The 20,958-nt window shown below is 73.0% G+C and carries 19 protein-coding genes and 1 pseudogene; 12 read left to right on the top strand and 8 right to left on the bottom strand.

The features are described from left to right. From ABZU46_RS02230 to ABZU46_RS02210, 5 genes are all read left to right on the top strand, one after another. Positions 1–975, top strand: coding sequence for an alpha/beta hydrolase (locus tag ABZU46_RS02230; RefSeq protein ID WP_354854390.1), 975 nt, complete (start codon positions 1–3; stop codon positions 973–975). 5 nt (positions 976–980) lie between these two features. Then, complete coding sequence (locus tag ABZU46_RS02225) at positions 981–1,838, top strand: DUF3152 domain-containing protein (RefSeq protein WP_354854388.1); 858 nt, start codon at positions 981–983, stop codon at positions 1,836–1,838. 82 nt (positions 1,839–1,920) lie between these two features. Beyond that, positions 1,921–2,745, top strand: a complete 825-nt coding sequence (locus ABZU46_RS02220; RefSeq protein ID WP_354854386.1) for a DUF3152 domain-containing protein — start codon at positions 1,921–1,923, stop codon at positions 2,743–2,745. 54 nt (positions 2,746–2,799) lie between these two features. After that, positions 2,800–4,047: an adenylyltransferase/sulfurtransferase MoeZ gene (gene moeZ, locus ABZU46_RS02215; protein WP_354854564.1), complete on the top strand. Its 1,248-nt coding sequence runs from the start codon at positions 2,800–2,802 to the stop codon at positions 4,045–4,047. 126 nt (positions 4,048–4,173) lie between these two features. Further along, positions 4,174–5,079, top strand: a complete 906-nt coding sequence (locus ABZU46_RS02210; protein WP_354854562.1) for a prenyltransferase/squalene oxidase repeat-containing protein — start codon at positions 4,174–4,176, stop codon at positions 5,077–5,079. Between the two features lie 8 nt (positions 5,080–5,087). Here the strand turns inward: ABZU46_RS02210 and ABZU46_RS02205 are convergent, their stop codons facing one another. Both ABZU46_RS02205 and proB read right to left on the bottom strand, forming a co-directional pair. Then, positions 5,088–6,329, bottom strand: coding sequence for a glutamate-5-semialdehyde dehydrogenase (locus ABZU46_RS02205; protein WP_354854385.1), 1,242 nt, complete (start codon positions 6,327–6,329; stop codon positions 5,088–5,090). A 90-nt stretch (positions 6,330–6,419) separates the two neighbouring features. Further along, positions 6,420–7,577: a glutamate 5-kinase gene (gene proB / locus ABZU46_RS02200; protein WP_354854383.1), complete on the bottom strand. Its 1,158-nt coding sequence runs from the start codon at positions 7,575–7,577 to the stop codon at positions 6,420–6,422. Between the two features lie 13 nt (positions 7,578–7,590). Between proB and ABZU46_RS02195 the strand changes: the two genes are divergently transcribed. Genes ABZU46_RS02195 through ABZU46_RS02185 form a run of 3 tightly spaced genes read left to right on the top strand, consistent with a single transcriptional unit; the run spans position 7,591 to position 10,891 of the window. Then, on the top strand, positions 7,591–7,905 hold the full coding sequence (locus ABZU46_RS02195) for an MGMT family protein (RefSeq protein ID WP_354854381.1): 315 nt from the start codon (positions 7,591–7,593) through the stop codon (positions 7,903–7,905). A gap of 32 nt (positions 7,906–7,937) precedes the next feature. Beyond that, positions 7,938–9,380: an MFS transporter gene (locus ABZU46_RS02190; protein WP_354854379.1), complete on the top strand. Its 1,443-nt coding sequence runs from the start codon at positions 7,938–7,940 to the stop codon at positions 9,378–9,380. Next, a complete protein-coding gene (locus ABZU46_RS02185; protein WP_354854377.1) occupies positions 9,377–10,891 on the top strand; it encodes an aminotransferase class V-fold PLP-dependent enzyme in 1,515 nt (504 codons plus the stop codon). The genes ABZU46_RS02190 and ABZU46_RS02185 overlap by 4 nt, the downstream gene beginning before the upstream one ends. Positions 10,892–10,937: 46 nt before the next feature. Here ABZU46_RS02185 and ABZU46_RS02180 read toward each other — a convergent pair whose 3' ends face one another. The 4 genes from ABZU46_RS02180 to ABZU46_RS02165 form a co-directional block, all read right to left on the bottom strand. Next, entirely contained in the window at positions 10,938–12,146 is a 1,209-nt protein-coding gene (locus ABZU46_RS02180) for a hypothetical protein (RefSeq protein ID WP_354854375.1), read from the bottom strand. Further along, positions 12,139–12,702: a SigE family RNA polymerase sigma factor gene (locus ABZU46_RS02175; protein ID WP_354854373.1), complete on the bottom strand. Its 564-nt coding sequence runs from the start codon at positions 12,700–12,702 to the stop codon at positions 12,139–12,141. The genes ABZU46_RS02180 and ABZU46_RS02175 overlap by 8 nt, the downstream gene beginning before the upstream one ends. Positions 12,703–12,882: 180 nt before the next feature. After that, positions 12,883–14,088 (bottom strand): hypothetical protein, encoded by a 1,206-nt coding sequence (locus tag ABZU46_RS02170; RefSeq protein ID WP_354854371.1) that lies wholly within the window; start codon positions 14,086–14,088, stop codon positions 12,883–12,885. Continuing rightward, positions 14,081–14,617: a SigE family RNA polymerase sigma factor gene (locus ABZU46_RS02165; protein ID WP_354854369.1), complete on the bottom strand. Its 537-nt coding sequence runs from the start codon at positions 14,615–14,617 to the stop codon at positions 14,081–14,083. Before ABZU46_RS02165 ends, ABZU46_RS02170 begins: the two co-directional genes overlap by 8 nt. Before the next feature lie 177 nt (positions 14,618–14,794). Here ABZU46_RS02165 and ABZU46_RS02160 point away from each other — a divergent pair, with 177 nt between their 5' ends. Next, positions 14,795–15,376, top strand: coding sequence for an NADH-quinone oxidoreductase subunit B family protein (locus tag ABZU46_RS02160; protein ID WP_354854368.1), 582 nt, complete (start codon positions 14,795–14,797; stop codon positions 15,374–15,376). Between the two features lie 76 nt (positions 15,377–15,452). Next, the gene (locus tag ABZU46_RS02155) at positions 15,453–16,769 is read left to right on the top strand and encodes a DUF2252 domain-containing protein (RefSeq protein ID WP_354854367.1); all 1,317 of its coding nucleotides are present in this window, start codon (positions 15,453–15,455) and stop codon (positions 16,767–16,769) included. A 17-nt stretch (positions 16,770–16,786) separates the two neighbouring features. Here ABZU46_RS02155 and ABZU46_RS02150 read toward each other — a convergent pair whose 3' ends face one another. Continuing rightward, positions 16,787–17,833, bottom strand: a complete 1,047-nt coding sequence (locus ABZU46_RS02150; RefSeq protein WP_354854365.1) for a glucose 1-dehydrogenase — start codon at positions 17,831–17,833, stop codon at positions 16,787–16,789. A 116-nt stretch (positions 17,834–17,949) separates the two neighbouring features. On the opposite strand from ABZU46_RS02150, the pseudogene ABZU46_RS02145 reads away from it, so the two are divergent. Continuing rightward, a pseudogene (locus ABZU46_RS02145) lies at positions 17,950–18,516 on the top strand (NADH-quinone oxidoreductase subunit C); the annotation flags it as partial. A 323-nt stretch (positions 18,517–18,839) separates the two neighbouring features. Continuing rightward, the gene (locus ABZU46_RS02140) at positions 18,840–19,802 is read left to right on the top strand and encodes a complex I subunit 1 family protein (protein WP_354854363.1); all 963 of its coding nucleotides are present in this window, start codon (positions 18,840–18,842) and stop codon (positions 19,800–19,802) included. Between the two features lie 37 nt (positions 19,803–19,839). Here ABZU46_RS02140 and ABZU46_RS02135 read toward each other — a convergent pair whose 3' ends face one another. Beyond that, the gene (locus tag ABZU46_RS02135; RefSeq protein ID WP_354854361.1) at positions 19,840–20,892 is read right to left on the bottom strand and encodes a glutathione S-transferase C-terminal domain-containing protein; all 1,053 of its coding nucleotides are present in this window, start codon (positions 20,890–20,892) and stop codon (positions 19,840–19,842) included. Positions 20,893–20,958 lie beyond the last annotated feature (66 nt).

Genomic DNA, 20,958 nt, shown 5'->3' with positions numbered 1-20,958 from the left:
ATGAAGCGCGCCTCCCTCTGGCCGGACCACCTCCTCCCCGAGGTCGGTGTGCCGCCGCCGTGGCCGGGCCGGGAGGTCCGCCTCGACGGCGTCGTCACCTATGTGCGGGACACTCCGGCGACGACCGTCGACGCGGAGCCGGCGCTGTACGTGCACGGGCTGGGCGGCTCGTCGCAGAACTGGACCGACCTGGCCGGCCTGCTCGCCGACCGGCTGGACGGCCAGGCCATCGACCTGCCCGGGTTCGGCCGCAGCGAGCCGGGCCCGCGCTACACGATCCCGGCCTTCGCCGACCTGGTGATCCGGTGGATCGAGCACTCCGGTCGGGGGCCGGTGCACCTGTTCGGCAACTCGCTGGGTGGCGCGGTCTCGGTGCAGGTGGCGGGGCTGCGGCCCGACCTGGTCCGCACCCTCACCCTGATCTCTCCGGCGCTGCCGTTTCTGGACTTCCGGCGGTCGTTGCAGGGCAGGATGCTGCCGGTGCTGGCCATTCCGCGCGGTGAACGGCTGGTCGCCCGGCGGCTCACCCAACTCGCGCCCGAGGTGATGGCCCAGCAGGTGTTGGAGGCGTGCGTCGCCGACCTCAGCCGCATCTGTGCGCAGCGCCGGGCCGAGGCGTTGGAGGAGATCCGGGTCCGGTACGAGGCGGAGCACTACGCGGCCGCGTACGTCCGGACGTTCCGGGGGCTGGTCTCCAGCTTCCTGCGGGCGTATCTGCCGGGGCCGGGCTCGCTGTGGCGGCTCGCCGGGGCGGTGCGCGCGCCGACGCTTGTGGTGGGTGGCCGGCAGGACCGGCTGGTCGACGTTCGGGTCGCGCCCCAGACCGCCCGGGTCATCCCGGACAGCCGTCTGCTGATGCTCGGCGGTGTCGGTCACGTGGCTCAGCTGGAGGTTCCCCGGCTGGTCGCCCGGGCGGTGGTCGGCCTGCTCGCCGAAACGGAGGCGGCCGCTCGGCCGTCCGATCTGGCAGGCTGACCGGGATGTTCAGGTTCGCTCGCCGCCGCCGTCCCCTCGCACTGATCGCCCAGCTGGTGGCGGTGGTGCTGGCTGTCGGCGCGGCGGTGACCGTGATCGCCGAGGGTCCGGGCGTGCCACCGGATCGGCTGACTGCCGACGAGATCGGGCCGCCGCTGGTGGCCGGGCCGCTGCCGCCGTCGGCGGCCGGGCCGCTGCCGCCGTCGGCGGATCCGTCGCCGACCGCCACCGCTGCGTCGCCGAGCCCGTCGCCGGTGCTGCGGTTGCCCGGTGCGGTGCCGACCGCGGGTACCGGCCGGTTCAGCCACGACGAGCACGCCGGCCCGGTGCTGGGCCGGGCGGGTGAGCTGCGCCGCTACCGGGTGGCGGTCGAGTCGGGCAGCAACGAGGACATCGCCGCGTTCGCGCAGGCCGTCCAGGTGGCGCTCGCCGGGCCGGGCAGTTGGGTCGACAGCGGCCGGCTGCGGTTGCAGCAGGTCCCGGGGGACGCTCCCCGGGACTTCACCGTCTACCTGGCGACCGCCCGTACGGCGGGCCGGATGTGCGCCGAGGGTGGCGTGGACATCCGGATCGGCGGGCGGCCGTACACCTCCTGCCGCGCGCCCGGCCAGGTGATCATCAATCTGGATCGGTGGCGGTTGTCGGTGCCGCACTACGTGTCGGCGGGCGTGCCGCTGGCGGTCTACCGGACGTACGTGGTCAACCACGAGGTGGGTCACCAGCTCGGGCACCGGCACGAGCGCTGCCCGGGCGCGGGGCGTCCGGCGCCGGTGATGATGCAGCAGACCCTCTTTCTCGACGGGTGTCGGGTCAACCCGTGGCCGTACGTCGACGGTCGGCGTTACGCCGGGCCGGCTCTCTGAGACAACCGGCCCCATGAGGGGTATTGCGGCAATAGAAGCTAAAAGCGGAGAATTGCCCGAATAATCTGGCAGGCTGGACGTCATGACGCCGTCGTCCCCTTACGGCCCGCCCGAGCCGCCCGACCGGTCCGCGTACGAGGGTGCGCGTCCCACGGTGCTGCGGATGCGCCGCCGTCGACGCCGCAGCCTGCTGCTCGGCCTGCTCGTGGCCGCCACCGCCACCGCAGTCGGCGTGACCGCGACGCGGGGCGACGAACCGACGGCCGACGTACCGCCCACCCCGACCCAGGGCGGAATGGGCCTGGGCGGCGGGGAGGCCCACCCGGTGCCCAGCGGCTACCCGTCGGTCGGCGCGGGACGCTTCACCGTCGCCGACGGGGGAACGGTGGTGCACGGTACGGACGGACCGCTGCGCCGCTACCGGGTCGTGGTCGAACGGGGCAGCGGTCAGGACGCCGACGCGTTCGCCGCGCAAGTGGACGAGGTGCTGGCCGACCCGCGCAGCTGGATCGCCTCCGGTGAGCTGCGGGTGCAGCGGGTGGCCGACGTCGATGCCGCCGACTTCACCGTCTACCTCGCCACCCCGGTCACGTCCGAGCGGATGTGCGCCGAGGGCGGGTTGACCACCGAGCGCTACACCTCCTGCCGGCTGCCCGGCCAGGTCATCATCAACCTGGCCCGCTGGCAGGAGGCGGTGCCCGACTACGGGGCCCCGCTGGAGACGTACCGCACCTACGTCATCAACCACGAGGTCGGCCACGAGTTCGGCGAGCAGCACGAGGCATGCCCCGGCCCGGGGGAGCCCGCACCGGTGATGCAGCAGCAGACGTACGGGTTGCAGGGCTGCCTGGCCAACGCCTGGCCGTACCTCGACGGCCGTCGCTACGGCGGCGACATCGTCCCCTGAGCGACCGGCCGCCGGTTATTCCCCTCCCGCATCGCGGGCCACGTGTCCTCCCTCATGGCCGAGAGTGGCCCGGGCGAGCAACAATGGCGCGGTCACACCGCCGATCCCGGGGAGTTCACCGTGTCGTTGCCCCCGCTCGTCGAGCCCGCCGCCGAGCTGACCGTTGACGAAATCCGCCGCTACTCGCGCCACCTGATCATCCCGGACGTCGGGGTGGCCGGGCAGAAGCGGCTGAAGAACGCCCGGGTGCTCTGTGTCGGCGCCGGTGGCCTCGGGTCGCCCGCCCTGCTCTACCTCGCCGCGGCGGGGGTCGGCACCCTCGGCATCATCGACTTCGACACCGTCGACGAGTCGAACCTCCAGCGCCAGGTCATCCACGGCGTGTCCGACGTCGGCCGTTCCAAGGCCGAGTCCGCCGCCGCGTCGATCCGCGAGATCAACCCGCTGGTCAACGTGGAGATCCACAACACCGCGTTGGACCGCGAGAACGTCCGCGAGATCTTCGCCCAGTACGACCTGATCGTCGACGGCACCGACAACTTCGCCACCCGGTACATGGTCAACGACGCGGCGGTGCTGCTCGGCAAGCCGTACGTCTGGGGCTCGATCTACCGCTTCGACGGCCAGGCGTCGGTGTTCTGGGCTGAGCACGGCCCCTGCTACCGGTGCCTCTACCCGGAGCCGCCGCCGCCCGGCATGGTCCCGTCCTGCGCCGAGGGAGGCGTGCTCGGCGTGCTCTGCGCGTCGATCGGCTCGATCCAGGTGAACGAGGCCATCAAGCTGCTCACCGGCATCGGTGAGCCGCTGGTCGGCCGCCTGATGGTCTACGACGCCCTGGAGATGGAGTATCGCAAGATCAAGGTTCGGAAGGACCCGAACTGCGTGCTCTGCGGCGAGAACCCGACCGTCACCGACCTGCTGGAAGACTACGAGGACTTCTGCGGCGCGGTCTCCGAGGAGGCCCAGGAGGCGACGCTCGACTCGACCATCACCGCCCTGGAGCTGAAGGAGTGGCAGGACGCCGGCAAGGACATCTTCCTCGTCGACGTGCGGGAGCCGGCCGAGTACGAGATCGTGCGGATCCCCGGCTCCACCCTCATCCCCAAGGGCGACATCATCTCCGGCGAGGCGCTGGCGAAGCTCCCGCAGGACAAGCAGATCGTGCTGCACTGCAAGTCCGGCGTCCGCTCGGCGGAGGCGCTCGCCGCGCTCAAGGCGGCCGGGTTCCGCGACGCCGTGCACGTGCAGGGCGGCGTGCTCTCCTGGATCAAGCAGATCGACCCGGCACTGCCCGCGTACTGACCGGCCGCCGGGGCGACGCCACGCGGCGCCGCCCCGGCGTGGTTCTACACACCGCGGCCGACGGCGGTAAATCGACGCAAGTGCCTCCGTACGGCGCTCCGGCCGGAGCGACGCAGCCATTTCCAGCTGGCCGATTCCCCGAGGCGGGATCGTGTCTGCGCAGGTAGCGTCACCGCCGTGGTCGACTTGGAAGCCGCGATCGGGTTCGTCGTGGCGCATGGGGACGCGGTGGAACGCGCCCGCCTCTCCTGGCTGCGCAACGGCACGCCGGTGCCGCCGGAGCTGTTGGAGACGGCCGAGATCGGCCAGTCGCCGGACGGCGGCTGGCCGGCGAGCTGGGGTGGCGAGGTCGCCTCGGTCGACGCCACCTGCTTCCGCCTCGCCGAGCTGGACGACCTGGGCGCGCTGGGCCGTCCCGCCGCCCGCCGGGCACTGGACTGGTTGGCGTCCCGGCAGCAGGCCGACGGCGGCTGGGACGAGGACCTCTCGCTGACCGGCTCGGCCCCGGAGTGGGCCCGCCCCGGCGATCCGGAGGCCAAACTCTTCCTCACCGCCAACGCCGGCTTCTGGCTGACCGTCGCCGGCCTGGACGCCCGCGCCTCGGGTCCGCTCGATCACCGGGTCGGCGGGGCGTACGCCGGTGTGGTGCAGGCGGCGGCCCAGTCGATCGTCGCGCGGTTGCGCCCGGACGGCAGTTGGCCGTCGTTTCTCGCGGCGGGCTGGCTGAGCGCCGCCGTGCTGCACCGTCAGGAGATGTTCCAGGAGTCGGCGCGGATCCAGGTGGTGCTCGCCGAACGGATGCCCACGATGTCGCCGGGCGACGTGGCCTGGCTGGGGGCCACGCTGCGCCGGGTCGGCATCGACCTGCACGACTGGATCATGGTGCGGGCCCTGCGGCGGCTCGCCGAGACCCAGCGCAGCGACGGGGGTTGGGAGAGCGACGACGGTCACCAGTTCGACGTGCACGCCACGCTGTCCGCGATCCGGGCCGCCCGACCGGCGGCGGCCGGAGCCGCCGTGCAGCCGGGCTGACATCGGCCCTAGCGCAGGTGCCCGTCCCCGGTGACGACGTACTTGGTGCTGGTCAGCTCGGGCAGGCCCATCGGGCCCCGGGCGTGCAGCTTCTGCGTCGAGATGCCGATCTCCGCCCCGAAGCCGAACTCGCCCCCGTCGGTGAAGCGGGTCGAGGCGTTCACCATGACCGCCGCCGCGTCGACACGGGCGACGAAGTCGCGGGCCGCGCTCGCCGAGTCGGTGAGGATCGCCTCGGTGTGCCCGGTGCCGAAGCGGCGGATGTGCGCGACCGCCGCGTCCAGCGAGTCGACCACCGCGACCGAGATGTCGGCCGACAGGTACTCGGTGGCGAAGTCCTCCTCGGTCGCCGGGACCACGGCGGCGGAATACGCGGTCACCTCGGGGGAGCCGTGCACGGTCACGCCGGCCTCGGCGAACGCGGCCAGCATCGGCGGCAGGAACGCGTCGGCGACGTCCGTGTGCACCAGCAGCGATTCGGCGGTGTTGCAGGTGGACAGGCGCTGCGTCTTGGCGTTCAGCGTGACCGCGACGGCCTTCGCCACGTCCGCGGCGGCGTCGACGTAGACGTGGCAGTTGCCCACTCCGGTCTCGATCACCGGCACCGTCGACTCCTCGACCACGGTGCGGATCAGCGACGCGCCGCCACGCGGGATGAGCACGTCGACCAGCCCTCGGGCGCGCATCAGCTCCTTGACCGAGTCGCGGGAGCTGGCGTCGAGCAGCTGCACCGCGTCGGCCGGCAGGCCGGCGTCGGCGATCGCGTCGCGCAGCACCGCGACCAGCGCGGCGTTGGAGTGCGCGGCCGAGGACGACCCGCGCAGCAGCGCCGCGTTGCCGGACTTGAGGCAGATCCCGGCGGCGTCCACGGTCACGTTCGGGCGTGCCTCGTAGATGATGCCGACCACCCCGAACGGCACCCGGATCTGGCGCAGCTCCAGGCCGTTGGGCAGCGTCGAGCCGCGGACCACCTCGCCGACCGGGTCGGGCAGCGCGGCCATCTGGCGCAGCGCGTCGGCGATGCCGGTCACCCGGCCCGCGTCGAGGGCGAGCCGGTCCAGCACGGCCGCGCTCAGCCCGGCCTCCCGGCCGGCCGCCAGGTCCGTCTCGTTCGCGGTCAGGATCTCCGGGGTACGCGCCACCAGCGCGTCGGCCATCGCCACCAGCGCGGCGTCCTTGACCGTACGGGTGGCCACGGCCAGGTCGGCGGCGGCGTCCCGCGCCCGTCGCGCCTGCTCGACGACGCTCATGCCGGCACTCCGCTTCGCTCCGTGCCGTCCTGAGGCACCGACGCGCTGATCCGATGATTCGCTCGCTGACGCTCACTCACTGTCGACTCCTTAGAGCAGCACCAGGTCGTCGCGGTGGACGACCTCCCGTTCGTACGCCGGGCCGAGCGCCGCGGCGAGTTCGGAGGTGGAGCGACCGAGCAGCCCGGGCAGTTCCACCGCGTCGTAGTTGACCAGGCCACGGGCGACCGGGGCGCCGGCGGTGTCGACCAGGTCCACCGGGTCGCCGGCGGTGAACGTGCCGTCCACGGCGGTGATGCCGGCGGGCAGCAGCGACTTGCGCCGCCCGACGACGGCGGCCACCGCGCCCGGGTCCAGGTGCAGCCGCCCTCGGGGCGAGGTGGCGTGGGCCAGCCAGAACAGCCGGGCCGTCGGGCGCTGCCGCTGCGGATGGAACAGCGTGCCGACGGGCTCGCCGGCCAGCGCCGACGTGGCTAGGTCGGCGGAGGTGAGCACCACGGGGATGCCGAAGCCGGTGGCGATCCGGGCCGCCTCGACCTTGGTCACCATGCCGCCGGTGCCGACCCCGGACCGGCCGGCGCCGCCGATGGTGATCCCGGCGAGGTCCTCGTCGCTGCGGACCTCCGGGATCCGGGTCGACTGCGGGCGGGCCGGGTCGCCCGTCCAGAGTGCGTCCACGTCGGAGAGGAGCACCAGCAGGTCGGCGTGCACCAGCGCGGCCACCAGGGCGGCCAGGCGGTCGTTGTCGCCGAACCGGATCTCCTCGGTGGCCACCGTGTCGTTCTCGTTGACGATCGGGACCGCGTGCAGGTCGAGCAGTTTGCGCAGCGTGCGGTACGCGTTGCGGTAGTGCGCCCGCCGGGTCACGTCGTCGACGGTGAGCAGCACCTGCCCGACGGTGCGGCCGTGCCGGGCGAAGCTGGCCGCGTACCGGCCGATCAGCAGGCCCTGGCCGACGCTGGCGGCGGCCTGCTGGGTGGCCAGGTCGCGCGGACGTCGGATCAGCCCGAGCGGGGCGAGGCCGGCGGCGATCGCGCCCGACGAGACCAGCACGACCTCGCGTCCCTCGGCGGCGAGTCGGCCCAGGGTGTCGACCAGCGCGTCGACCCGCTCGTCGGCCAGGCCGCCGGTGGCGGTGGTCAACGAGGAGGATCCGATCTTGACGACGACCCGTCGGGCGGCCGTGACTGCGTCGCGCACCCGCCCATTCTGCGTGGTCACGCCCGCGTCGCCCGGCGGCGTTCCCATATGGTGGCCGATTGTGACTCCTGACGAGTACGTCGAGGCGGTGCTGGACCTGGTGGAGCGGATCCCGCAGGGTCGGGTGATGTCGTACGGCGGGGTCGCCGACGCCCTGGCCGAGCGCTCGGGCCGTTCCTCCGCGCGCCTGGTGGGTTCCATCATGGCCCGGCACGGCGGCTCGGTGCCCTGGCACCGGGTGGTGACCGCTGGTGGCCGGCTGCCACCGGGTCACGAGCGGGAGGCGCGGGCCCGGCTGCGGGCCGAGGGGGTCCCGTTGCGCGGCGAGGGCGTGGACATTTCGGTGGCCGGTTGGTCGCCGGATGAGGGGATGTGACCTGCCGCATAACGTGAGTAACATTCGGCCCCATGAACCAGCCGCCGGGCGCTGCCAGCCTGCCCGCCGCCGGCCCGGATGCGGCCAGCCTGCCCGCCGCCGGTCGGCTGCCCCGCCCGGTGCACGCCGGGTACGCGCTCGGCTCGCTGGCCACCGGCGCGTTCGGCACGGTGCCCGGTCTGCTGCTGCTGCCGTACCTGACCGACACGCTCGGCGTGGCCGCCGGGCTCGCCGCCCTGCTGGTCCTGCTGCCCAAGGCATGGGACGTGCTGGTCAACCCGGTCGCCGGGCGGATTTCCGACCGCACCCGGTCGCGCTGGGGCGCACGCCGGCCGTACCTGCTCGTCGCCGGTCTCGCGCTCGCCGTGCTCTTCGCGGCCATCTTCGCCGCGCCGTTCGGCAACGGGCCGGCCGCCGCGGCGTACGTGGCGCTCGCCTTCCTCGCCACGGCGACCGCGTTCGCCTTCTTCCAGGTGCCGTACGTGGCGATGCCCGCCGAGATGACCGACGACTACGCCGAGCGCACCCGGCTGATGACCTGGCGGATCGCCGTGCTGGCGCTGACCATCCTGGTCTCCGGCGCGGTGGCCCCGCTGGTCGTGAGGGCCGGCGGCGACGGCGTGCCCGGGCACCGCTGGATGGGCCTGTTCGTGGCGGCGCTCATCGTCATCGGCGCCCTCGGCGCGTTCCTCGGCACCCGGTCCGCGCCCGGTGGCGTGGTAGGCGCCAGCGAGCCGACACTGCGCGCCCAGCTCGCCGTGGCGGCCGCCAACCGGCCGTTCCGGGCGCTGCTGGTCTGCTTCGTGGTGCAGTCCGCCGGCGTGGCGACCATCCTCGCCGGGGTCAACTACTTCGCCGGGCAGATCCTGCGCGACGAGCAGAGTGGGCCGACCCTCCTCTTCGCCTGCTTCGTCGGGCCGGCGCTGCTGGTGATGCCGCTCTGGTCCCGCGTCGGCGCCCGGTTGGGCAAGCGGTCCGCGCTGGTCGCCGCCGGGCTGATCCTCGCCGCCGGGGCGCTCGCCCTGGTCGCCGCCCCGCTGCTGCCCCTGGTCGTCGTCTACCTGGTGGTCGCGGTCATCGGCGTCGGGTACGCCGGGCAGCAGGTGTTCGCGCTGGCCATGCTCCCGGACTGCATCGCGTACGACACGGCGCGGACCGGCCGCCGGCAGGCGGGCGTCTTCACCGGCCTGTGGACCGCCGGGGAGACCCTCGGCCTGGCCCTCGGCCCGGGCGTGTACGGGCTGGTGCTCCAGCTCTCCGGCTACGTCTCCTCCGACACCGGCACGGCTGCCGCCCAGTCCGACACGGCGCGACTGGGCGTTCTCCTCGGCTTCACGATCATCCCGGCCCTGTTGCTGGGCCCGCCGGTCCTGCTCCTGCGCCGCTACACCCTGACCTCCGCCGTCCTGGCCTCCACGCGGGGCCAGCACACCACGGCGGTGGGCCGCATCGAGAAGGGCACGACGATTCCATGATCGACGAGAACACGGTCGGGGCGGGGGCGCTGTCCCGCGACGGGGTGGCCGCGGACGTCGCGCTGGCGGAGGTTCGACGGCTGCGCGCGGGCGACCGGCCGACCCACGGCGGGCGGCTGTTCGCGTACGTGTACGACCCGGCGGTGCCAGGGCTCGACGACCTCGCCGCCGCCGCGTACCGGGAGAGCGCGCACGTCAACGGGCTCGACCCGACCGCGTTCCCGTCCCTGCTGGCCATGGAGAACGCGCTCGTCGGCGCTGCCGGCCGGGTGCTCGGCGGCGGGCCGGGCACGACCGCACCCGACGTGGTCGGCAGCGTCACCAGCGGCGGCACCGAATCGCTGATCCTCGCCGTCAAGGCGGCCCGGGACGCCCACCCGGAGATCACCGCACCCCGGATCGTGGTGCCGGCGAGCGCCCACGCCGCGTTCGCCAAGGCGGCGCACTACCTGCGGGTGGCGCTGGACGTGGTGCCGGTCTCGGTGGACACTCTGCGCCCCGACCCGGCCGCGATGGCCGCCGCGATCCGCCCGGAGACGGTGCTTGTCGCCTGCTCCGCGCCCTCGTACGCGCACGGGGTGGTGGACCCGGTGGCCGAGATCGCCGCCGTGGCCGCCGACGCCGGGGTGCGCTGTCACGTCGACGCCTGCTTCGGCGGCTGGACCCTGCCGTACCTGCGTCGTCTCGGCGAGCCGGTGCCGGCGTTCGACTTCACGGTGCCCGGGGTCACCTCCGTCTCGGTCGACCTGCACAAGTACGCGTACGCGCCGAAGGGCGTGTCGGTGCTGCTGCACCGCGACGCCGCGGGACGCGCCCCGCAGTACTTCGCGTACGCGGACTGGCCGGGCTACACCATGATCAATCCGGTGATCGCGTCCACCCGCTCGGGCGGGCCGATCGCCGCCGCGTACGCCACCCTGCGGCACCTCGGCGACGCCGGCTACCTGCGACTGGCCGCCGTGACCCGGGACGCGGTCGCCGGCCTGGCCGACGCGGTCCGCGCCGTCGACGGGCTGCGGCTGCTGGCCGAGCCGGAGTCGACAGTGGTCTGCTTCACCGCCACCGAGGATGGACCCGACCTGTTCGTCCTGGTGGACGAGCTGACCGCGCGTGGCTGGCACACCCAGCCCCAGCTGTCGTACGCCGGTCTGCCGGCCAGCGTGCACCTCACGGTGACCGCCTCGGTCGCGCCCCGGGTGGCGGAGTTCGGCCCGGATCTCGCCGCCGCGGTGGCGGCGGCCCACGCGGCCGGCCCGGTGCGGCTGCCCGCCGAGTTGGCGTCCCTGGTTGGCGCCCTCACCCCCGAGGCGCTGACCCCGGAGGTGGTGGTCGGCCTGGCCGCCGGGCTCGGCCTGGGTGGCGGGGCCGACACAGGTGCGGCGGGGCCTCTGCCGGACCGGATGGCGCTGGTGAACACGCTGCTCGACGCCGCCCCGCCGGCGCTGCGCGAACGCCTGCTGGTCGAGTTCGTCGGTCTGCTGCAACGCCCCACCTGGGGTTCGGACGACTGAACGCCGGTGCCCCACCCCGATCGGGGTGGGGCAGCGGACGTCCCGCTCAGAGCACGCCGGGCAGTTCCACACGGTTGTCCTTGTCGTTGAGATCGCGCCACCGTCGGTCCTGAGCGTCGAAGTGCGTGACATGGAAGGCCCGTGTCATCGCGTCGGCGCCCGAACGGTCGGGCATCAGGTGCACGAAGGTGTAGCGCCGCGACTCACCGGCCGGCACCCCCGGCAGCAGGCACGAGTCGTTGTCGTCTGCTGCCGCCACCTTCGGGTCGCACCGGGACCAGTCGCCACCCGTCGGCTCACCCAGGTTGAAGCCGCGCAGCTCGACCTGTGCCGCATCGACCGGTCCCGCGTTCCTCACGGTGAAGACGGTGGTCAGCTTGCGGCCACCCGGGGCGTCGACAAGCGTGTGGGTCATGCTCAGCCGCAGGTCGGTGAGCCGCGGATCCTTGCCGAACTTCGTGGGACCGTCGGTCTGGGTGAACCGGCCCCCCGTGAACCGGTAGGTGCGCAGCTGTTCCTGCGGCCAGTAGGACGGGGTGTCGCAGCAGGGTTGCAGGTCGGCCACCCGCACCTGGACCGCACCGGCCGCGGTGACCTCCAGGCCGCGAATGTCCTCGACACCGTCGGTGGTCCGCACGACTCTGCCGAGCGTCACGATCCGCCCACTGTCGTCCCGGTCGAAGGCGACTACCTGCTTCGCCGACGCCTCGCCGTACCGGCAGGAGATGGCGGCGACAGTCTCCTCGGCGCCGTCCCCGTCCAGGTCGGCGTGGCTCACCTTCAGGTCGGTGAGCAGCGGAATGTAGTTGTTGATGGAGCTTGTCACCAGCCGCACCTTCGACGTGGTGCAGGTCGACGGCACGATCGGCGGCCAGGCCGGCAGGTCCAGGCGGGCAGCGAGCAGCTGCGTCCGGCTGATCCGGCCGTCCGGGGCGTCGGGGTCGGCCGTGGGTGTGGAATTCGGCGACTGGCTGACCGACGGTGTGGGCGGCGGCGGTGCCGTCGTCGGCGGGGACGTCGGGTCGACGGACTCGGCCGGGACCGGCGGCGTGCGGTCGCCTTTCAGCGCGGCGTTGGCGACGACCGGTGCCAGCACTAGGACGACCGCCGCCGCGGCGACGGCCACCACCCTCGTCTGCCGGCGCCGACGCAGGGTGCGTCGGGCCTGGTCGGGACCGGGACCGACGACCCGGGTGGTGACATCGGTGCGGTACGCGGTGAACCGCTCGCGCAGCCGCGGTTCGAGATCAGACATCGGACACCCCCTCGGTGTTCTCGTCCAGCAGTCCGGCAAGGGCGGCCCGGCCGCGGTGCAGCCAGGACTTGACGGTGCCCTCGGCCACCCCTTCCTGAAGAGCGATCTGATTGACCGACAGGTCGGCCAGGTAGTGCAGGATGACGGCCCGCCGGTGGTTGGCGGGCAGTTGCGCGAGCGCCGCGTCGATGGCCACCCGGTCCGGTGTCGGGCCGTCCACCTCGGCCTCGGTGCGCCGCTGGCGCAGAAGGTGGTTGCGGGCCGTGCGCAGCCGACGCCAGCGGCTGCGGGCCAGGTTCCAGGCGACCCGGCGAACCCAGGCCACCGGATCGTCGTACCGGACCAGGCGGTCCCAGCGCGCCAGCGCCCGGCAGAACGCCTCCTGGGCCAGATCCTGAGCGTGGCCCAGATCCCCCGTGTACGCGCACAGTTGGGCGGTCACGCTCCGGAAGTGCGCGTGGTAGAAGTCGTCGAAGGTGATCGCCGCCGCGTTCAGCCCTGCGGCCGTCAACGCCGCCGGTGGTTCGTTGGCGCGGGCTCCCATCGTTGCTGTCACTGCCCCTCCCCGTTGGCGCCGGGGCCGGTGCCCTGGCGCCGGTAACACTTCAGTGCGGCGTACGAGGTTGCGGCCCGAACGGCCGCGAATCTGACAGTCGGCACGAGGGACGCGACGGTTGGCACGCCGACACGGCCGCGCTCGGTGAGCGCGGCCGTGTCCCGTCCCGGTCGGGTCGGCTCAACGGTAGGTGATCACCACCGTGTTGTCCGGGTCGTAGACCTCCTGCACGAAGTCGAAGCTCGCGTCCATCGGGCGGCCGTCCACGTCGGCCTTCCCCGTGCCGACCGTGGTGCCGGCGGCGACCCGGAAGCCCAGCGTGAGCCGGACCTCCTTGCCGGCCCCGAGCTGGTTCAGGTCGCAGGTCAGCGGATCCCGGGTCTTCTCCGGGTCGTTGCGGCAGGCCGCCCAGCCGTCCCCGTCAGGGCGGACCGCCGCCGGTAGGCCGAGCCGCAGGGCCACGTAGGCGGCGGGTCCGCCGCCCCCGTTGCGGATGCGTACGGTGATCGTGCCGGTCCGGGAGCCGTCCGGCGCGTCGGCCAGCACGAGGTTCGTGGCGCTGACCACGAGGTTGACGTCGTGCGGGTTCGGCCCGAAGCTCGTCGGCCCGGAGACCTGCGCGAAGGACCCGCCCTTGAAGCGGTAGCCCCGCCACTGTCGCTGTGACCACTCACCGGGCCAGCCACCACCGGGCGCGATGTCGCCGACCTGCACCCGCACGGTGCCGTCGTCCACCACGTCGAGGGCGAACAACCACTGCGGCTTGTCGATGCTCGTCGTGACCACCCGGCCCAGTGTGACGATCTTGCCCTGCTGGTCGCGGTCGAAGGCGACCACCTGCATGGGTCCGCCGGAGCCGAGCACGCACTGCACCAGCGCCACCGCCTCCACCGTGCCGTCCCCGTCGACGTCCCCCTGGTCGAGCGCCAGCAGCCAGTTGACGCCCTCACGGTCGTCACCGCTGAGCCGGACGCCCGACGTGGGGCATCCCCGCCCGGCTCGCCACGCGGGCAGGGTCACCGCCGCGCCGAGCAGTTGGGCCCGGCTGATCTTCCCGCTCGGGGCGGTGGAGGTCGGGCTGCCGCTCGTGACGGACGGGCCGGGGGTCGGGCTCGCCGTGCCGCTCGGCGTGGGCGACGCGGAGATGGTCGGGGTGGGGTCGACCGGGCCCGGCTCGCGATCCGGGCCGATCATCGCCGCGTACCCGACGGCGGCCCCGCCGAACAGCGCGAGCACCGTCGCGGTGGTGGTGGCCAGCCGGCGACGGCCGCGCCCGGTTGCCGTCCGCCGCACGGCGGCGGGCCCGGGCACCTCGACCTCCGCCAGCACGGTACGGCGGTAGTGGGTGAACTCGTCGGCGAGGCCGAGGATCTCCTGCTCAGACATCTCGCACCTCCTCGTTGGTGTCGCGCAGGTGCGTCGCGAGGGCCGCCCGTCCCCGGTGCAGCCAGGACTTGACGGTCCCCTCGGCGACCCGTTCCTGGGCGGCGATCTCGGCGACCGTCAGGTCGGCGAGGTAGTGCAGCACGACAGCCCGTCGCTGCTTCGGCGGCAGCTTGGCCAGCGCGGTGTCGAGGGCGACCCGGTCCGGGCTCGGCTCGGCGACGTGTGTCTCGCGTTGCCGCAGCAGCCAGGCCTGCGCGGTCCGCAACCGTCGCCAGCGGTTGTGGCCGAGGTTCCAGGCGACCCGGCGCACCCAGGCCAGCGGATCGTCGTACCGGGCGAGCCGGCCCCAGTGGGTGTACGCCCGGCAGAAGGCCTCCTGAACCAGGTCCTGCGCCTGCCCACGATCACCGGTGTACGCCGTGAGCTGCACCACCAGCGATCGGAAGTGGGCGTGGTAGAAGTCGTCGAAGGCCAGTTCGGCAGTCGCGGGGATGGGGCTTCCCGGCGGGTCGGGGGGCGGTCCGCCCACCCGTACTTCTCTCGTCACAAGCACTCGTCCTCCCCGTGGTGGGCGCAGGCGGCGTGTTCGCCAGCACCGGTCACACACTCGGCCGCGCCCGCCGGTTGCGGTCGAACCGGTGGGGTTGCCTGTCCGGTCCGTGACAAGCGGCTGTGATTCACTGTGGGATGAGGAGAGGGGACGTCCGTGCAGCTACCGGCAGTGCTCGGTGAGCCGATCCGGTTCGTGCTGAACTGGGGGCGCCGCTACTCGCTCTGGGTGTTCAACTTCGGCCTGGCCTGCTGCGCGATCGAGTTCATCGCCACCAGCATGGGTCGGCACGACTTCATCCGGCTGGGTGTGATTCCGTTCGCCCACGGCCCCCGGCAGGCCGATCTCATGGTGGTCTCCGGCACCGTGACCGACAAGATGGCCCCGGCCATCAAGCGGCTCTACGACCAGATGCCCGAGCCGAAGTACGTCATCTCGTTCGGCGCGTGCTCCAACTGCGGCGGCCCCTACTGGGACTCGTACTCGGTGACCAAGGGCGTCGACCAGCTCATCCCCGTCGACGTCTACGTGCCCGGCTGCCCGCCGCGCCCGGAGGCGCTGCTGCACGGCATCCTGCGCCTACAGGAGAAGATCGCCGCCGAGCAGTCCGGCATCGGCGGAGTGCCGCAGCGGGATCTGCTCGCCGCGCCGCTGGACGCCCCGCCCCGCGAGGCCGCCGCCCCGCGCTCCGTCGACTCCCTCACCGCCCCGCCGGTCCGCCCACCCGCCGCACACTGACGAACGGCCCGCCGTGCGGAGGGGACCGCTCGATTGCTCGACGTGGGGGCTGGTCGGGCCCGGTTAACCTGCGCTCATGAGCAATTCCGTGGACCAGCGGTCCGCCCACATCATCGACGTGCTCACCGAGGAGTTCGGCGCGTCGATGGCAATCGACCCGGCGGCCTTCCGCCGCAAGTTCCGCAAGATGGCCGCGTCGCCGTTTGCCTTCTACCGGGGCAGCGCCGCGCTGTTCTACGCCGACCAGCGTGGCGACTTCGCCGACGACCGTTTCCTCGACGAGCGGACCGGCCGGGTGTGGATCCACGGCGACCTGCACGCGGAGAACTTCGGCACCTACATGAACGCCTCCGGGCAGTTGGTGTTCAACGTCAACGACTTCGACGAGGCGTACGTCGGGCCGTTCACCTGGGACCTGCGCCGGCTCGCGGCCAGCGTGGCGCTGCTCGGCTACAGCAAGGCCCTCTCCGACACGGTGATCGGTGAGCTGGTGGCCGGCTTCGCCCGCTCCTACCTGACCGAGCTGCGGGCGATCGCCGCCGGCGGGGACGACGCCATCGGCTCGATCACCCTGGAGAACGCCGACGGGGTGCTGCGTCGGGTGCTCCAGCAGGCCCGCCTCAACACGCGGGTCGACCTGCTCGCCGAGCAGACCACCGTCGACAACTACGAGCGGCGGTTCTCCATCGGAGACGGGGTCTTCGAGGTCGACGGGAAGACCCGGGACCGGGTTCTCGCCGCCTTCGAGGAGTACCTGGGGACTCTGCCGACCGCCTCGGCCCGGCTGCGCCCGGTGGCGACGCGGATCAAGGACGTGGTGCTGCGCAAGGGAGTCGGCATCGGTTCGGCCGGCCTGCCGTCGTACAACCTGCTGCTGGAGGGGCACACGCAGGCGCTGGAGAACGACGTCGTGATCTACATGAAGCAGGCGCAGGTCCCGGCGGTGGCCCGCTACTCGACCGACGACTCGGTACGCGGCTACTTCCAGCACCAGGGTCACCGGACCGCCGAGTCGCAGCGGGCGTTGCAGGCGCACGCCGACCCGTGGCTGGGCTTCACCGAGCTGGACGGCGCCGGTCAACTCGTCGCCGAGGTCTCCCCGTACGCGGCCGACCTGGACTGGTCCGACGTCAACGAGCCGGACGAGCTGACCGGGGTGCTTGCCGACCTTGGCCGGGCGGTGGCCCGGATGCACTCGGTCGCCGACGACGAGTCCAGTCACGACCTGGTGGACTACTCCACCGAGGAGGCGATCGTCGCCGCCGTGGACACCGACGAGTCGGGCTTCGTCACCCACCTGGTGGACTTCGCGCACGCGTACGGGGTGCGTGCCCGCCAGGATCACCAGCTCTTCGTGGACCTGTTCCGCAACGGCCGGCTACCCGGCATCTGACGTCACCGGGCCGCCGGTCAGGAGGCGAACTCCAGCACCACCTTGATGTCGTCCGGCCCGGAGGTGTACGCGTCGGCGTACCTGTTCACCGGGACCCGTCTGGTGATCAGCGAGGAGAGCCAGACCTGGTCGGCGCGGGTGAGTGCCTGCGCGGCCATGGTCCAGTGTCGCCGGTTGGCGTTCACCGAGCCGAACACCACGTTGTTCTCCAGCACCAGCGCCCGGTTGAGCGCCCCGGCGTCGAAGTCGATGCTCCGGCCGCCGCTGGACACCCCGGCCAGGCAGACGATGCCGGTCGGCGCCGCCTTGCACATGACGTCGAGGACGACCGTGGGTGCGCCGGTGCACTCGATCACCACGTCCGGCTCGAAGGGCAGGTCGTTGACCGGCACCGCGTGGTAGGTGGCGCCGAGCCCGGCGACCAGTTCCGGCTTGGGGCCGTCGGTGGCCCGGTCCAACACGTGGACGGTGAGCCCGCGCTGGGTGCCGAGCAGCGCGGCCAGCAGCCCGATCGGCCCGGCGCCGGTCACCAGGACCGTGTGCGGCTGCCACTCGGCCCGGTGGCCGATCCGCTCGATGTGGTCCCACGCCTTGGCCACCACGCTGGTCGGCTCCAACAGCACGCCGACCTGGGCCAGCGCCGGATCCAGCTTGACCGCGAACTGGGGCTCGATCCGCCAGCGGTCCCGGGCGAACCCGGGTAGCGCCTTGATGCCGTGCTCGGTGAACTGACCGTTGCGGCACATGTCCCACTCGCCGACCGCGCAGTTGGGACAGGGCACCGGGTCGGGATGCCGGACGATGCCGGCCACCAGGTCGCCGGGTTGCAGGGCGCCGCTCGGGTCCTCCAGCACCCGGCCCAGCGACTCGTGCCCGATGATTAGGCGGTCCGCGCCCGGCGGCGCCTCGCCGTACTCCCCGGCGATGATCTCGTGGTCGGTGCCGCAGATTCCCACGGCCAGTGCCTCGACCAGGACCGCGCCTTCCTCGGGCGCCGGCTCCGGCTGATCCTCGGCGAGGCTCAGCGAGTTGGCGACCCCGGGTTTCACAGTGACAGCGCGCACGCCCTCATCTTTCCCCGCCGACTGGCCCGCTGCCCAGTAAAGCGGGCAGATCACCGGGGATCGGTCGTGGACCGCGGGCCGGGTCGGCACCCGGCCGACGCCCTAGGATCAGCGGCATGACTGAGGAAGAGGTCGGCGCTCGGCTGGTCGCGCTGCTCGCGCCGGTCGAGGCGACCCCGTCGGTCTCCGGCGGTCAGCGGTTCGCCCGGGCCACCGTCGACGTACCCCCGACGAGTTGGTCGGCCGCCGTCCGCGCGGCCCGCGACGACAGCGAGCTGGCCTGCGACTTCTTCGACTGGCTCTCCGCCGTCGACGAGTTGGCCGAGGGCTTCGACGTGGTGGCGCACCTCTGGTCGACGCGGTTGCGACACGGCGTGCTGCTGCGTACCCGGGTGCCCCGCGACGCGCCCTCGGTGGCCTCGGTGGTCGACGTCTACCCGGGTGCCGCCTGGCACGAGCGGGAGACCCACGAGATGTTCGGCATCGACTTCGACGGCCACGGGGAGCTGCGGCCGCTGCTGCTGCCCCCGGAGTTCGAGGGCCACCCGCTGCGCAAGGAGTTCGTGCTCGCCTCCCGCGTGGCGAAGCCCTGGCCGGGCGCGAAGGAGCCGGGCGAGTCGGAGGCCGGCGGTGGCCGTCGACCGATCCGCCCGCCGGGCGTGCCCGCTCCGGGCGAGTGGGGAACGACGCCGACTCCGGCCGGCGCGGGTGGCGTGGGGGAGGGTCCACGCGGCGGCACCCCGGCCCGACCAGCTGGCGAGCGACCCGCACGGCCGGCGCCGGGGACCCGTCCGGCGCGTACTCCCCGGGCCGCCGGCCCCGCCGACGACCCGGCACCGGCCGCCCAGCCCGCGCCCGGCGCAGGCCCGGCCGATCAGCCGGTGTCCGGCGCAGGCCCGGCCGACCAGCCGGTGTCCGGCGCAGGCCCGGCCGCGTCGGGCGGCGAGGCGGTCGCGGACCCGCCGGGCCGCGACGACCGGACCGACCACGACGGGGGTACGGCCTGATGCCGCTCTGGGTGGAGCTGGTGCTCCGGGTGGGCGGCGTGCTCGTCGCGTTCCTCACCCTGCCGCTGCTCGTCGGCCAGGCCGAGCACAAGGTGATGGCGCACATGCAGGGCCGCCTCGGCCCGATGTACGCGGGTGGCTTCCACGGTTGGGCGCAACTCGTGGCGGACGGCGTCAAGTTCGTGCAGAAGGAGGACATCACCCCGCGCGAGGCGGACCGGGCGGTGTTCCGGCTGGCGCCCGCGGTGGCCCTGGTGCCGTACCTGCTGGTGCTGCTGGTCATTCCGCTCGGCCCGAACGACCTGGTCGGGCAACCGTTGGACATCGGCCTGTTCTTCGTGCTGGCCGTGGTCGGCGTCGGGGTGGTGGCGGTGCTCATGTCGGCGTGGGCGTCGGCCAACAAGTACAGCCTGCTCGGCGGGCTGCGCGGGGCCGCCCAGTTGCTCGGCTACGAGCTGCCGCTGGTGCTGGCCGCCGCCTCGGTGGCGATGGCGGCCGGCACGCTCAGCCTGTCCGGCATCGTCGAGGCGTGGCAGCCGTGGTGGCTGCTCTGGCAGGCGCCCGCGATGATCATCTTCTTCGTCGCCGGGCTGGCCGAGATCCGCCGGCCGCCATTCGACATGCCGGTGGCCGACTCGGAGCTGGTCTTCGGTTACATGACTGAGTACACGGGGCTGCGGTTCGCGTTCTTCCTGCTCGCCGAGTACGTCGGCATCGTGGTGATCGCCGCGCTGACCACGGTGCTGTTCCTCGGTGGCTGGCAGGGCCCGTTCGCCGACGAGCACCTGGGCTGGCTGTGGACCCTGCTCAAGGTCTTCGCCGTGGCCTTCGTGGTCATCTGGCTGCGGGTGTCCTACCCCCGGCTGCGCGAGGACCAGCTGCAACGCCTCTGCTGGCTGGTCCTCGTGCCCGCCTCCCTGGCGCAGTTGGTCCTCACCGCAGCGGTCCGCGTCGCCCTCTAACCCCGCCCCCTCCCGCCCCCGCCGGGAGGGGTGTGGGTCAGCGCAGCGGGGTGTGGGCCGGGTCTACGGGCTCGGCCGGGGGCGGGGGTGGGGTGCCGTCGCCGAAGGGGCGGCCACCCAGAGCTTCCCGGCCGTGCGGGGTGACCCAGTTGGACAGGTCGGGGCCGAGCGGCACGATTCCGGTCGGGTTGATGTCGCGGTGCACCTGGTAGTAATGCCGCTTGATGTGGTCGAAGTCGATGGTGTCGCCGAACCCGGGGGTCTGGAACAGGTCCCGGGCGTACGCCCACAGCACCGGCATCTCGCTCAGCTTCTGCCGGTTGCACTTGAAGTGGCCGTGGTAGACCGGGTCGAAGCGGACCAGCGTGGTGAACAGCCGTACGTCGGCCTCGGTGATGGTGTCGCCCACCAGGTACCGCTGGTCGGTCAGCCGCTCGGTCAACCAGTCCAGCCGGTCGAACAGGCGGTGGTACGCCTTGTCGTACGCCTCCTGGCTGCCCGCGAAGCCGCACCGGTAGACGCCGTTGTTGACGTCGCGGAACACCACACTGTTGACCTCGTCGATCTGCTCCCGCAGGTGCTCGGGGTAGAGCTGAGGGGCGCCCTCTCGGTGGTACGCCCTCCACTCGGTGGACAGGTCCAGGCTCATCTGCGCGTAGTGGTTGGTCACCACCTGCCCGGTCGGCACGTCCACCATCGCCGGCACGGTGATGCCGCGCTCGTAGTCGGGGAAGCGCGCAAAGAACGCCTCCTGGAGGCGCTCGATGCCGAGCACCGGGTCCCGCCCACCCGGGTCGAGGTCGAAGGTCCAGCTCCGAGCGTCGTGGGTCGGGCCGGCCACCGCCATCGAGATGGCGTCCTCCAGGCCGAGCAGCCGTCGCACGATGATCAGGCGGTTGGCCCACGGGCAGGCTCGGCTGACCACCAGCCGGTACCGGCCCGGCTCGACCGGGTAGCCGTCCCGCCCGTCCGCGGTGATCCGGGTGGCGATGTACCGCTGGTCCCGGGTGAACTCGCCACCCGGCTCGACGTACTTCCCGCCTGTCTCCGCCACGTCGCTCCTACCTCCCGGTCCGGTTGCCGTCTCCACCCCATCTTCGCCGATTCGCGGCGGGCCGGGGCGGCGCGGCGAACCTGGCCTGCGGGCCAGACGCCG

This window comes from Micromonospora sp. NPDC005197, assembly GCF_040608295.1.
Taxonomy (GTDB): domain Bacteria; phylum Actinomycetota; class Actinomycetes; order Mycobacteriales; family Micromonosporaceae; genus Micromonospora.
This window is presented reverse-complemented; position numbering and strand designations above follow the sequence as displayed.